The organism is Pseudorhizobium xiangyangii (assembly GCF_020531965.1).
GTDB lineage: Bacteria > Pseudomonadota > Alphaproteobacteria > Rhizobiales > Rhizobiaceae > Neorhizobium > Neorhizobium xiangyangii.
In genome coordinates, this window is record NZ_JAJAWH010000024.1 from 31559 (window position 1) to 45561 (window position 14003).

Consider the following 14003-nt stretch of genomic DNA (forward strand, 5'->3'; position numbering starts at 1 on the left):
CCTTGCGTCTTCGACGGCCCGATCAAGGGCCAGTGCTTCCACGCCTATGTCGAACAGCAACTGTCCTCAAGCTAGCCTACATCGTCATCATTTCATTTTGCACAGGGGAATCATCACCTGCCTTTCGGTGCCGAGACGCAGCCAGGTTCGACTGCGCCTCTTCAGTTCTGGCAGACAGGATAGATCTAGAGTGGAGTTGCTCGACTGTCAGGAAACGGAATGCTCCACCGGCGCATATCGCCACGGCTTAACCGAAGCAGGCCTGCCTTCGATCAAGAGAGCAGTGCTGCGGGGGGACGTTTCGGCGATCACCTTGCCACGTCGAACGACTGCAAGACGGCTCGCCCTCAAGCGCACTGCCTCGATAGCGTCGCGGGCATCCAGCAGCACGAAGTCCGCATTGCAGCCCGGGCTTACGCCGTATCCCTCGAGACCAAAAGCGCGTGCTGCGTTTTCGGTAATCGCACGAAAACACGCTTTCACCGCGTCCTGGCTCGTCATGTGGCCGGTATGGACCGCCATGTGCGCAACATCCAGCATGTCGGCATTGCCGAATGGATACCATGGATCCATGCAGCTATCCTGCCCGAAGGCGACGTTGACGCCGAGCGCCATCAGTTCCGGCACCCGCATCATGCCGCGGCGCTTCGGATAGGTGTCATGGCGTCCCTGCAGCACGATGTTGGCCACCGGATTGGGTATGCAATGGATCTCGGCTTCGGCGATTAGCGGCAAGAGTTTTGAAACGTAGTAGTTGTCCATCGAATGCATGGACGTCAAATGCGAGCCAGCCACCCTTCCATGAAGTCCGAGGCGCTGGGTCTCGTAAGCAAGCGTCTCGATGTGGCGCGACAGGGGATCGTCCGTCTCGTCGCAATGCAGATCGACCATGAGGCCTCGTTCTGCTGCGATCTCGCATAGCGCTCGCACCGAAAGGCGGCCGTCCTCCATGGTCCGTTCAAAATGGGGAATGCCGCCGACGACATCGACGCCCATATCCAGGGCGCGAAGAAGGTTGTTTTCCGCGGTCGCCGAGCGATAGAGCCCATCCTGCGGAAAGGCAACCAATTGGAGATCCAGGTAGTCCTTCACGAGATCGCGGACTTCCAGCAAAGCTTCGACACCCACAAGCCTGTCGTCGCAGACGTCGACGTGGCTTCGCACGGCAAGCAGCCCTTGCGAGACGGCAAGGTCGCAGTAACGCAGGGCGCGTTCGATTACCGCTTCCTTTGTGAGAAGCGGCTTCAGTTCACTCCAGAGCTGTATGCCTTCCAGTAGCGTTCCTGAGCGGTTCAGCCGCGGCGTTCCGAGTGAAAGGGTTGCGTCCATATGAAAGTGAATATCGATGAACGGAGCGGTAACGAGCTTGCCGCCCGCATCGATCGTCCTCGCAGCTTCAGCGGAAATACCAGCCTCGACCGCAACGATGCGACCGCCGTTGACGGCGATGTCGATACCCGTCCGTTCATCCACGAGGTTGGCATTCTTGACGAGAAGGTCGAAAGTCATAGGGAAGCTCCCGGTTCTGGAAATCTCCAGGTTCTATTTCGGTTGACGCTCTTGCGGTCGAAAATACCCGCTCGTAGCTGGCTGCGCATGGTCATTGCTATGACGAGAACGCCTCCCGGATGGAGGAGACGATGTCAGGCACCACCTGCTCGATCACCGCCCTGCCCTTCTCAGAACTCGCGGATCGTGCCGGGCTCAACACGCCGTCGGAAGGAATCCTGGATGGATCGATCGGATACTTGTCGTAGACCGGGAAATCTGCGGCTGGATGGTCCGGAACCAAGTCCGCCCGAACCAGATCGGGGCGGACATAAAGCATGACGGATGTTTCCATGACCGCAGCGTGTTCGAGCGCCCAGCTCAACAGGCCTTCCGGGAAGAGCACCTTCTCGGTGTCCGCGTTGATGTATTCCCAGTAGCCGATCTTAAGGACCTGGAGGTCGCGATTTCCTTCGCACCGCTGATCACGCAAGGCCAGATCGATCGCCTCGACGATGAACCATTGGTTTTCCATATGGCCATCGAAAAGAATTATCTTACGTATGCCGTGCCGAGCGAATTCGTTGACGAGGTCGCGCACCGTGGCGATCAGCGTCGAAGCATCGAGGCTTACCGTACCCGGAAAATGGTTGCCGCCGCCGGTCTTGGGTTGCGATTTGTAGCCGTAACTCACCGGCGGCGCGACAATGGCGTCAAGCTGGGCGGCGATGCGCATCGCGATCTCCTCCGGCAGGATGACGTCGGTCGAAAGCGGCAGGTGAGGACCATGCTGCTCCGTCGAGCCGACCGGAATGATCACGATGGGATCGCCTTCGGTGACCCGATCGGCGAAATCGTACCACGTCATTTCGGCGAGTTTTACGCGAGATGCCATGATCGTCCTCATGTGTCCGATGCCCAGCGGGTGAGGCCAATATCCATGGCGTGGCAACGCTGGATGATTTCGGTGAATGCGGGTTCGAGTTGGCGGTTGGCCTCTTCCACACCCAGCGTATATTGCTGGAACTCCGGCATCAGCGAGCGTAGCTCGGCCAGCAGCGCGGCTTCATCGACCTTGGTGAGGCACCCGTTTTCGACCACGACTTCACCATTGACGAAGACCTTCTCGATCGATGTTCCGTCCTCGCAGTAGACAAGATGGTTACGGATGTCGTTGAGTGGAGAAAAGTTCGCAGTCGTCATGTCGATCACGAGAAGATCGGCCTTCTTGCCGGCTTCGAGCGATCCTGTTTCCTCATGCAGCATGGCGGTCCGGGCGCCGCCCAAGGTTCCCATATGAAGCACCTCGGATGCCGTTAGCCAGCGCGAAGTATCCGGGTTGTTGACCTTATGCATCAAGCCGGCGGCGTGCATGACGTCGAACATGCGCGGCGTATCGTTGGAGCATATCCCGTCTGAACCCAGACCGATATTGACGCCGGCGTCGAGAAGCTTGCGCACCGGAGCGGTACCGGAACCCAGCTTCATGTTGGAGATCGCGTTGTGGGCAACCGAGACCCCGGCACGCCCCATGCGGGCGATGTCGTCGTCCGTCACCCAGATCGAATGAGCGATTGTCGTCCAGGGATGAAGCAGGCCGAGTTCATCCATATAGGCCATCAGCGACTTGCCGTAGAATTCCGGACCGGTCACAAACTGCACTTTGGTTTCAACGATGTGGGTGTGGTAGGGCGTGCCCCATTGCCGAGCGAGGTCGTTCGCCGCAAACATCAGTTCCGGCGTGCAGCGCTGTGGTGCTGACGGCGCCAGCATGGTGCGGATGCGCCCGGACCGCCCATGGAACAGGCGGTGCGCTTCCTTCACGAAGGAGAGATAGTCGTCGACGCCCATCGGCGTGATCTTGCCTATCTCGTCCTGGAGGTGCTGAGAGACATAGTCCCGCGTGAACGGAATGGTATCGAGGAAATTGCGGTCGACGACATGCGCCGAAACAGTGGCGCGAATGCCGACGTCGTCGTAAGCCGCGATCGCCGCTCCCATCAGCTCTATCTCCCCGCGAGGGCTCTCGTACAGGTCATCGGTAATGCAGGTGACGCCGAACTTGAGGGACTGCATGGCGACAAGCATGCTGCGCAGATAGACAAGGCGTGGCGGCAGAGCCTTAGCGGCGAGGATTGGATAGGCATAGAGCATCCAGGTTTCCAGATGCATGTTGTCGTAACGTCCCTTGAAGAGTGCTTCGTTCGAATGCAGGTGGGAATTCACCAGACCCGGCATGACCAACCGATCCGTGCCATCGATGATATCTGCTCCCTCCGGGGCCTCGAGCGTTTCCCCGATCGCCGCAATACGGTCGCCTTCGATGAGGATATCGCCGCGGAAAGGCTCCGTTCCGTGGGCGCCGCCCATGGCAAGGATGGTTGCTCCCTTGATCAGTGTCGTCATCTAGTATCTCCATGGGATGGCCGCGCGAGGCGGGATGATTAGTGGGCGACGAAATAGGCGCTTGCCGGATCCCAGCTCGCAACGACCGTATCGCCGACCGCCAGGGGATTGCTTTCGATGTCGCGTGACGACAGCTGGCTCCTCAGCGTCACACCGCCTTCGGTCTCCACGATTGCGGTAATGGATGCTCCCATCACTTCCATCATCGCGATGCGACCGGGCACCTGGTTGACGGCGCCCGAGAGTGATCTCGCAATCTCGACACGGTCCATGGCGACGACCAGAGACAGCGCCTCACCAACTTGAACAGGCTTGAGTGCCGGTGCCTGCGTGCTGAGACGGCCGATTGCGCTATCGGCAGCAACGCCGGACGCATCCGCATACAGGACCTTGACGTCGAGAATGTTCGAGGCGCCGAGAAATTCGGCGACGAAGCGATTGTCGGCGCGACGGTGGATCTGTTGTGGCGCGCCGATCTGCTGGACGGTACCCTTATCCATGATCACAACCCGGTCGGCCATGGCGAAGGCTTCCGAATGACTGTGGGTGACACAGACGAAGGTGATGCCGAGTTCCCGGTGGAGGCGTACAAGCTCGGTCTGCATGCTGACCTTGAGGTGCGGGTCCAGCGCGCTCAGCGGCTCGTCGAGCAGGAGGAGTTCCGGTTCGGTGGCGAGCGCCCGGGCGAGTGCGACGCGCTGACGCTGGCCGCCCGAAAGCTGGTGCGGCATGCGTTCGGCAAATGCCGCAATGCCCATCCGTTCAAGCCACTCATCGGCCTTGACGGTGCGATCCTTTGCGATCATGCCCCGCTGCTTCAGCCCGAACTCGACATTGCGGCGAACACTCATGAAAGGAAACAGCGCGTAGCTTTGCCAGACCAGAGGCGTATCCCGCCTCCACGGAGCGTCCTGGCTGACATCGCGTCCCCAGATTCGGATCTGGCCTTCAGTCGGCGCGTCGAGACCGGCAATCATCCGAAGGGTTGTCGTCTTTCCGCAGCCCGACGGACCCATCAGGGCGATGAACTCACCTTTCTGAACGGAGATCGAGACATCCGAAACGGCGGACTGCTTGTCGAAGCTTTTCGATAGGCCGTCGAGTTCGAGGATCGTTACACTCATGTTCGCTTTCGCTTTCTCATCTTAACGTCTGCCGGCTTTCGACCTGAATGCGAGAGCCTGTGCCAGGATCACGAGCAACATGCTGGTCGTGAAGACCAATGTGCCGATGGCATTGATGCGCGGGCTGACCTGCCCCTGCAGCAGGGCAAGGACCCTGACAGGAAGGGTTTCGTTCTGGCCCGAGATGAACCACGCGATCATGAATTCATCGAAGGACACGGCGGCGGTGATGAAGATCGACGCAAGGATCGCCGGTGCGCAGAACGGGATCACGACTTCGCGCAACGTCGCCCATGGACCCGCCCCGAGGTTCCATGCCGCTGCCTCTATGTCCGGGCCGAGTTCGGCCAGCCGCATGCGGATCAGAACCATCGCGAACGGTGCGCTGATGACGACATGGGCTGCGATGATGCCGAACAGGGTTCCCGACAAGCCGATGCGCCCCTGGAAGGTGAGCATCGCCACCCCCATGATGACGACAGGCACCGTCGGGGGAAGAGAGGCCAGCGCCATGTAGAGACGCTTGCCGACGAACTGAAAGCGGTGATCGACGTAAGCCGCCAGGAAGCCGATCGCCGTTGAGAGCGGAGCGACAGCCAGGGCGACCAGAAGGCTGTTGACGAGGCCCCGCCGGATCATCGGATCGGCGAAGACCTGCTCGTACCACGTGAGCGAGAAGCCGGCCCAGGGCAGGCTCGGAAACCGATCGGCATTGAACGAAAACGCCGCCATGGAAACGATCGGTGCAAAGATGAAGGCAAAGACGATGAAGGCCCAGCCGCGGAGAGACAGGAGCGTGAGGGTATCGCCGATCGAACCGGTGCGCTTCGTCATCGTCCGCTCCTGCCGTAGGCGAATTTGAGCAGGAGCCCCATCATCGCCATGAGTGTGAAGATCATGGTCATGGCGACCACGGATGCTCTGGGCCAGTGGTTACCCGACTTGACCTGGTCAGCCATGAGGATCGAGAGCGTCGGAGGATTGGAGCCGCCCAGGAATTGCGGGCTGATATAGTCACCGAAGGCGAATACGAAGGCCATGGCAAACGAGATCACGAGCCCGACGCGCGCGGACGGTATGATGATCGAGATGACCGTCCTGAACTTGCCACAACGCAGGTTGTGAGCGGCCTCGACCAACTGCCGATCGACACCGTTCAGCGCGAAGATCTGCAACAGGATCACGAGAGGCATGGTCAACGTCAGATAGCCGACCAACGCACCGACCGGTGTGTTGAGCACGGTGATTGGCGACAGGCCAACGCCGATGAGCGCCGAGTTGATGAGGCCCGAGGGACTGAAGAAGATCTGCATCGAATAGATGCGCACTGGCAGGCTGGTGAAAAACGGGATGACGAGAAGACCCATCAGCATTCGCTGGGCTGCCGGGGAGAGCCGAAACGAGATCAGGTATGCCACCGGAAAAGCGGCGACGGCCGCAATTGCTGCGGTGATCATCGAGATCGAGAACGTGTAGAGGTAGGCACTCCGAAAGAAGCCGGCGTTGAGGATCATCGTCCAGTTCGCAAGCGTGAAATCCGGCTGGAGCCGGAAATTGCGGACGGACCAGAACGTCATCATGACCAGGAACAGAAGCGGCAAGAGGAAGAAGACCAATTGCCAGATCAGCGACGGGGCGCCGATCAGGACGGCGAAACGCCGTTTATCGGCACGGTAGCTAGCGTGTTTTTGAGACATCATCCTTGCCGTCCGGGTCGAGGGACACCGGTTCCTGCGACTACGAAGGAGTGGCGCACATGCTTTTCCGGCACATGCGCCCCGCGATCTCACATGGCCTTGAATTCGGACCAGGCATCATTCCAGGTCTCGATGTCCTGCTGCACCGGGGTCTGGCGAATGAAGATCTTGCCGTCCTTGTATTCGTCCATGACGTTGCGAGCGTCGAACGTGTGCCGCAGCTTCTTGGCGTCCTCGGGCGCGTCCGCGATCATCTTTTCCCAACCCTTCTTGTTCGGGATGGAGGCCCAATAAGCCGGCAGACGCGCCGTACGGAACTGGCCTTCCGGCGAGCTTGCATACTGGATGTAGGCTTTAGCGAGATCCTTCTTGGAAGAACTGGAAACGATCGACATCGATTCCGTCCACTGGATGCCACCCTCATCCGGCACAACGGCGTCAACGGGCACGCCTTCGTTCTGCAGGAGTAGGACCACCCAGTCGCCGATGCCCGGAATGACGCCGGCCGTGCCGTTTGTCAGCATCGCGAACTGGTCTGCCATGGAATAGAAGCCGTTGGTCTGCGGGCGCAGCGAGAAGAGTGTTTCCTTAAGCGTCTCGAAGGAACCCTCGGAAATGTCGAAGGGGGGCTTGTTGCCGTTGTAGAGGCTGAGGCAGCCCATGGTTGGGAGGTACCAGTCGAAGAAGCCGACCTTTCCTTTGACCTTCTCGCTCCACATCGCCTTGTAGGACTGGACATCCTCCGCCGTGAGGATATCAGTCCGGTAGGCCATTCCCAGATAACCGAAGCGGACCATAACGGAGTAGAGCTTGTCCTCACTCCAGTGCAGCGGAAACTTCTGGAACTCCGGCCAGTAATCGGCGAGCGGATAGTCTGCCGGGTCCAGCTCATCGATGAAGCCACCTTCCTGCAGCATCCCAATATATTCCGCATCGGCGAGCACGACGTCGAACGTCCCGGGAGGGGACTGGTTCATCAAGGCGAGCATGGGTTCACCGCCGACATACTCCTTGACCACGACCTTGACGCCATACTGGTCTTCGAACGGCGCGACGAAAGCCGGATCGCCATGGCCCGGCCAGGTCAGCACGTTGAGCACATTCTCCTGCGCGTAGCTCTTGGTCATCGCGCCATCGAAGGCCGCCGCGCCTGCAACGGCAGCGGCGCCTTTGAGGATCTGACGGCGGTTGAGCATAGGAAGCAAGCCACGGAAATCGGTTACCGGAAATTTGGTCAATGGGTCTCTCCAGACTGTGCGGAACAAGGTTGCGGCGGATCGAGGCTTCAGGTGATGACGGCAAACATGCCCGAGTGTGCTTTCGTTTTGAAAGACGAAATTCCGATTGCTGCCGATAGGAGAAAGCGATGGCTAGGCATTTTCGAGCCGATCGAAAATATCAAGCCGTTGAAAAACAACGGCTCAACTTTATAGCTTTTGATGAGGTGACGCCGCATTGAGCACGATGCTCAAACAATGGCCGATTTGACGGCTCGATTTTTGTTGTTTTTCTTCCGCTCATGCCGCACGCATGACACATAATCACAATGGATCTTCGCCAACTTCGATATTTTCTTCAGATCGCAGAGGCCGGAAGCTTCTCCCGGGCCGCAGAGCTGCTTCATGTCGCCCAGCCATCCCTGAGCCAACACATTATCAACCTCGAGGAAGAGTTGGGCGTGCCCTTGTTGATACGCCACCCACGCGGCGTTACCCCGACGGACTTCGGCCACCTGTTATCCGAGCACGCGCGCACGATCCTTCGCGATGTGGAGCGTTCCCGGCACTCGATGCTCAACGCGGGTGAAAATCCCAGCGGAGAGGTGACCGTGGGCTTGCCGACATCCGCCTGTCGCGGTCTGAGTGTTCCGCTGATTGCGGCGGCCGCACGCCAGTATCCATCGATCTCGATCCATATTGTCGAAGCAATGACCGGCAGCCTCGAAGAATGGGTTCAGGCAGGCCGCATCGATGTGGCCTTGCTCTACGATCGTCGAGCGTTCGAGAACCTCGAAATGAATGATGTCATGACGGAGGAGTTGCGGCTGATCGTTCAGGCAGCTCACCCTCTGGCCGCTGCGCGTGCGGTAACATTCCGGGAGGCATCGACACTGCCCCTTGTCCTTCCGGCAACTCCGAACGTCATCCGGAGCCTGGTCGATCGCCACGCCATCCGCAGCGACCTGGAACTCAATATCGCGCTCAACTGCGACAGCCTGGCTGCGATCACGGAGCTTGTGCATGCGGGTCACGCGACGCTTTATCCCAGCTTTCCGATGTCCCGTGAGATCGAAAGAGGCGAATTCGTCGCCATTCCAGTCGTTGATCCGACGCCGAAATGGGATCTGTCGGTCGTCCTGTCCAAGAAGACCTCTAACGTACGGGCCGCTTCCGCGGCTGCGCAACTTGTCGGAGAAGTCGCCCGCAATCTCGTCAGGTGCGGCAAATGGGACGCGCAGTTGCGTCGTACCGCTCGGGAGCGGCCGGGGCTGAGTACACTAACGTGAACGGGGGGACGGCTTGTGAGCGGTTTCTCGCCGGGCGTGACACGATAATTTCCGCTAGAACGCATCGATCTTAACGAAGCACGGTGATGGGTGCCACAGTCCCCGCCTATCGGACCGGCATCGCGTTGACATTTGGTATGGGCATTCTCACAGTGAGCGGCCTCCAACGCATCGGCAGTCATGGATTTACGTCAGCTACGCTATTTTGTGCAGATTGCAGAAACCAGAAATTTTTCCCGGGCTGCAGAGTATCTGCGCATTGCCCAGCCGTCACTCAGCCAACAGATCAGGAACCTGGAGGACGATCTCGGCGTCGAGCTGTTCAAACGCCATGCCCGGGGGGTAACACTCACGGATCTCGGCCACCAGTTCTACGACCACGCCCGCAGAATTTTGCTTGGTGTCGAACGCGCCCGCGATGTCATCCAGGCGCATTCGAACAACCCGACAGGCAAGATTTCCGTCGGCCTGCCGACGTCGGCGGCCCGCAATTTTTCGCTGCCAATGTTTCGCGCGGTCGCGGAACGCCAGCCCAACATTACTCTGCATATCGTCGAGGCAATGTCCGGTTATCTCGACGATTTCATGCAGTCCGGCCGGCTCGATGTCGCGCTCCTCTACGACCACAAAGCGTTCGAGAACGTGGCCTGGACCGAGCTGATCGTCGAGGAACTGGTTCTTTTCGTGCATCCGGCGGACAGGATCGCGCGCAAGCGAGAAGTGCGTTTCAAGGATGTTTTTGACGAACCGGTTGTCCTGCCCGGTCGCCCACATGTCCTACGCAATGTGATCGAGACGCTCGCGGCCAAGTCTGATGTGGACATCAACGTTATCGACTGCGACAGCCTTCCAGCGATCGCGAAACTAGTCAGTCGGGAACGTTACCGTGCAATCATGCCGCATTTTGCCTTTCACGAGGAAATCGAACGGCATGAAATGGTTCCGATCAGCATCATATCGCCAACTCCGAGCTGGCGGCTGTCCGTGGTCGTTTCCGAGCGCACTATGAACCCTCGCGGGAGCGCAGCAGTTGCAGCGATCATGGCCGACGTGATGAGCGAACTGGTTGCTGCCGGACAGTGGAAGGCACGCTTACTGGATCTGCATCATCCGCGCCTTACGTCTTCCTGATCGGCGTTCCCTTCCATCGGCGGTCGAGCCATCGATCTGCGAGCCTGCTCCACGAAAGCTAGACGTTTTTGGATACGTACCCTTCAGCCTCTTCCAGCTCTGCGAGTGGCAGTCGCTGTGATGCTCTCGACGGGATCTGGGTCCTTCCACCCGTCCAGTAGCTGATCAGCACCGTCCAGATTTAAGTTGCGTGCGACGTCATTACACCTGCGCAAGGTCCTCATAGCTCTCGTGCAGAGCCCAATCTGCGGCGCTGAAGCGATCACGGGCAAAATTGTGCTGGTGCCAATAGGGATAGATATAGGGCACCCGACTGACCTGGTTAAGCTTTTCGAGCTCTTCCGAGGTCGGCTTGATATCAACGGCAGCGATATTGTCGCGGAAATGCTTCTCCGTCAGTCCGCCGACGACAAGCGAGCAGACCGCCGGCCGGGTCAACGTCCAGGCGAGCGCGATCTGTGCCGCCGTGACACCACGGTCAGCCGCAATCTCGTCCAGCACATCGATGATAGCCCAGAGTTTTTCCTGATCGCGGATGGGCGGCTCGGACCAGCCGGCAGCCTGCCGCGAGCCCTTCGGTGTGCGGTCTCTGCCGAACGCACCGGACAGAAGTCCCGCCGCGAGTGGGCTCCAGACCGTTACGCCAAGCCCCTGATCGACCGAAATCGGCAGCAGTTCGTATTCGGCCTCGCGCGCTTCCAAAGTGTAATGAATCTGCTGTGTGACGAAGCGCGGCAGATGCCGCTGGTCGGCAACAGCCAGCGCCTTCATCAGATGCCAGCCGGAATAGTTCGAGCAGCCGATATAGCGGATCTTGCCGGTCTGGATAAGGCTGTCGAGCGCCGACAGCATTTCTTCCACCGGCGTGACGCCATCCCATTCGTGCATGTGATAGATATCAATATAGTCCGTCTGCAGTCGCTTCAGACTACGCTCGCATTCGCGGATCAGGTGAAATCGAGATACGCCTTCGTCATTCGGCCCGTCACCGATACGCATGCGCGCCTTGGACGAGATCAGCACGCGGTCTCGCCGGCCTTTCAGCGCCTCGCCAAGAATCTCCTCGGAGCGGCCGAACGAATACATGTTCGCCGTGTCGAACAAGTTCACGCCACCGCCGATGCAGACGTCGATGAGCCGACGGGCATCATCGACGCCCTGATCGGCAACTCTGGCGAACGCTCCTACCCCACCGAAGGAAAAAGTCCCCATGGAGATCGCAGAGACCTTCAATCCGGACCTTCCCAGTACGCGATATTCCATCATCTCCTCCAAGAGACTGTGTGAGAATTCCTTCGCAGGCCTCCACCCGCAGGCAGAACGTCGTCACTCCGCCGGCTGGCGTTTCACAGCACGTGCCTTGTGCGGCATCGCCCGCGGTCGCGGAACATCCTGTCCATCGCTGGCCCGCAGTACCAGATCGGCACCCACCAGCATCTTGACCGAAGGTTGGCTTTCGGCGGCGTTGATGAGGTCGTCCAGGATCGTCACCGCAAGGTAGCCGATCTTGCGCTTAGAAACCTCGATCGTCGTCAGCGATGGCTCGGTCGTGGCGCTTTGCGGCAGGTTGTCGAAACCGATGATCGAGACGTCAGCCGGAACCCGAACACCGAATTCTTTCAGCGCCTTCATGAAGCCATAGGCGATGATGTCGTTGGTGCAGAAATAGCAGTCAGCGAGATCGAGCCCGCCTTCCATGAGCACGCGCGTATCTTCGTAAGCACCGTCATGGGTGGACTCGATCGAAAGGACGTCGCTTTCACGCACCTTCAGGCCAAGCCGTGCCATGTTCTTGAAAAACGCGTCCTGCCTAAGCCGGAAGTTCGTCGTGTCGACGTGGCTGGCGACAAAGCCGATCCGCTGGAAGCCATGGCTGCGGAACCGTGACAGCACCTTATAGACGGCATCCTCGTTGTTCATGTCGACGAAATTGGCGTCCACAACGTCATAGAACGTGTCGATGAATACGGTCGGAAAGCCGATGCCCTGAATGAGCCGTATGTCATCTTCGGTCAGTTCCGTGCCGAGCGCGATGACCCCGCTGATCGGCGCGCCGGCAAGCGATTCCGCGACGGCACTGATCGCCTGCCCCTCGAAACTGACGACCTCCAGCGTGTAGTTCCGCCTTGTCGCTTCTGCTGACATTCCGTCGATATAGTCCGAGATGAAGACGCTGTGATCGCGGTTCACCGTATGGCCGTGCTTGGAAATCTTGAGGAATCGAAGCGTCTCGCCGCCGCCTTCGCTACCGCCCTTCAGGCTGCGCGGAACGTAATTAAGCCTGGCGACCGCTTCCAGCACCCGGGCGCGCGTCACGCCGGGAATATCGCCCTTACCATTGAGCACAAGGGAGACGGTTGCCGGGGAGACCCCAGCCGCCTGCGCGATATCCCGAAGTGTCAGTTTCTTCGCCGTTTTCATTCGGGCTGAGGACCTCTAAATCAGTTCAAGCATCCAAGTATGTTTAGTAAACGGTCCAGTCATCTATCCGAGCGTTATGACAATTCATGGCCCCGCGCAACCGTAAAGGCCAACCAAAAAACCACTTGCTAAAGGAAAAATGCTTTGGTAGCCCTTTAGTAAAGCTCGCGCTTGTTTACTAAACATGGGGAGGAGACCATGCATAAAACCGGCGAGCAGCTGGTCATGCTTGTCGTGATCAACTGCGTTCTGCTTGCAGTAGGTGCTGCAATTTCAGGCGGTACGTTTCTCTCTGTGTTCAATCTTCAATCCATGGCAAGCCAGGTACCGGAAATCGGCCTGCTCGCGATCGGCGTCATGCTGGCGATGTGTGCTGGCAATGGTGGCATCGACCTGTCGGGAATTGCACTCGCAAATCTTTCCGGTGTCCTGTCGGCGGTAATCCTCTCGTCCTTCCTGTCGAGCTCCGACAGCGAAATGGCCTTCAGCCTCGCCTTCATGGCCATGACCGTCGGCGTCGGCTTGGCAGGGGGGATTATCAACGGCCTGCTCATCTCGAAACTCAACATCACGCCGATCCTTTGCACGCTGGGCACCCAGATGACCTTCATGGGTCTTGCGGTCGTCGTGTCTGGCGGCAGGGCGACGACGGTTGGCAGTCCGGATCTGCTGTCCCGCATCGGCAACGATATGTTTCTGGGAATGCCGATCAGCTTCCTGATTTTTGCAATCGTCGCGGCGCTGATTGCCGCCGTGCTGAAATTCACCCCTTACGGCCTCTGGCTGATGCTGATGGGTACGAACCCGAAGGCTGCCGTTTATGCTGGTTTCCCGCGCACGGGCATTATCGTTGGTACCTATGCGCTCAGCGGCACGCTGTCCGGCCTCGCCGGGATGATCATAGCCGCCCGCAACGTCAACGTGAAGTTCGACTACGGCAGCTCCTACCTGCTGATCGCGATCCTGATCGTCGTGATGGCCGGGGTAAAGCCGGAAGGCGGCTACGGCCGGGTCGTGTGCGTCGTCCTCAGCGCTATCGCGCTGCAGCTGATGTCGAGCCTCTTGAATTTCGGCGGCCTGTCCAACTTCGTGCGCGATTTCGCCTGGGGGCTGCTGCTCCTGACCTTCCTCGCCGTCGGTCGCTACGACGTCGTCGGCTTCCTGATGCCTTTCAAAGGACAACTCAAATCTTCGGCGCCAAGCCCTCAGGCACCGAAGCCAAACAACTGA

Annotated in this window: 12 protein-coding genes; 3 read left to right on the forward strand and 9 right to left on the reverse strand. The window is 59.1% G+C overall.

The genetic code is table 11. The features are described from left to right. Window positions 1-207 precede the first annotated feature (207 nt). The 7 genes from LH464_RS19225 to LH464_RS19260 all read right to left on the reverse strand — a co-directional run bounded on the left by LH464_RS19225 (window position 208) and on the right by LH464_RS19260 (window position 7953). Entirely contained in the window at window positions 208-1509 is a 1302-nt protein-coding gene (locus LH464_RS19225) for an amidohydrolase family protein (protein ID WP_226788026.1), read from the reverse strand. 97 nt (window positions 1510-1606) lie between these two features. Then, window positions 1607-2383, reverse strand: a complete 777-nt coding sequence (locus LH464_RS19230) for a creatininase (protein WP_226788027.1) — start codon at window positions 2381-2383, stop codon at window positions 1607-1609. An 8-nt stretch (window positions 2384-2391) separates the two neighbouring features. Continuing rightward, complete coding sequence (locus LH464_RS19235) at window positions 2392-3894, reverse strand: amidohydrolase family protein (protein ID WP_226788028.1); 1503 nt, start codon at window positions 3892-3894, stop codon at window positions 2392-2394. Window positions 3895-3932: 38 nt separating this feature from the next. Next, complete coding sequence (locus tag LH464_RS24890) at window positions 3933-5018, reverse strand: ABC transporter ATP-binding protein (protein WP_390625017.1); 1086 nt, start codon at window positions 5016-5018, stop codon at window positions 3933-3935. Window positions 5019-5039: 21 nt separating this feature from the next. After that, on the reverse strand, window positions 5040-5852 hold the full coding sequence (locus tag LH464_RS19250) for an ABC transporter permease (protein ID WP_226788029.1): 813 nt from the start codon (window positions 5850-5852) through the stop codon (window positions 5040-5042). Then, window positions 5849-6718 carry an ABC transporter permease gene (locus tag LH464_RS19255; RefSeq protein ID WP_226788030.1) on the reverse strand — a complete coding sequence of 290 codons (870 nt, stop codon included), beginning with the start codon at window positions 6716-6718 and terminating at the stop codon, window positions 5849-5851. The genes LH464_RS19250 and LH464_RS19255 overlap by 4 nt, the downstream gene beginning before the upstream one ends. An 86-nt stretch (window positions 6719-6804) precedes the next feature. Continuing rightward, on the reverse strand, window positions 6805-7953 hold the full coding sequence (locus tag LH464_RS19260; RefSeq protein ID WP_226788031.1) for an ABC transporter substrate-binding protein: 1149 nt from the start codon (window positions 7951-7953) through the stop codon (window positions 6805-6807). Window positions 7954-8261: 308 nt separating this feature from the next. On the opposite strand from LH464_RS19260, the gene LH464_RS19265 reads away from it, so the two are divergent. Next, on the forward strand, window positions 8262-9221 hold the full coding sequence (locus tag LH464_RS19265; protein ID WP_226788032.1) for a LysR family transcriptional regulator: 960 nt from the start codon (window positions 8262-8264) through the stop codon (window positions 9219-9221). 180 nt (window positions 9222-9401) lie between these two features. Then, window positions 9402-10352: a LysR family transcriptional regulator gene (locus tag LH464_RS19270; RefSeq protein WP_226788033.1), complete on the forward strand. Its 951-nt coding sequence runs from the start codon at window positions 9402-9404 to the stop codon at window positions 10350-10352. A gap of 201 nt (window positions 10353-10553) precedes the next feature. On the opposite strand, the gene LH464_RS19275 is transcribed toward LH464_RS19270, so the two are convergent. Together LH464_RS19275 and LH464_RS19280 are read right to left on the reverse strand one after the other, a co-directional pair. Beyond that, window positions 10554-11615, reverse strand: coding sequence for an aldo/keto reductase (locus LH464_RS19275; protein ID WP_226788034.1), 1062 nt, complete (start codon window positions 11613-11615; stop codon window positions 10554-10556). 63 nt (window positions 11616-11678) lie between these two features. Beyond that, window positions 11679-12773, reverse strand: coding sequence for a LacI family DNA-binding transcriptional regulator (locus LH464_RS19280; RefSeq protein WP_226788035.1), 1095 nt, complete (start codon window positions 12771-12773; stop codon window positions 11679-11681). A 198-nt stretch (window positions 12774-12971) separates the two neighbouring features. Here LH464_RS19280 and LH464_RS19285 point away from each other — a divergent pair, with 198 nt between their 5' ends. Continuing rightward, window positions 12972-14003 carry an ABC transporter permease gene (locus tag LH464_RS19285; RefSeq protein WP_226788036.1) on the forward strand — a complete coding sequence of 344 codons (1032 nt, stop codon included), beginning with the start codon at window positions 12972-12974 and terminating at the stop codon, window positions 14001-14003.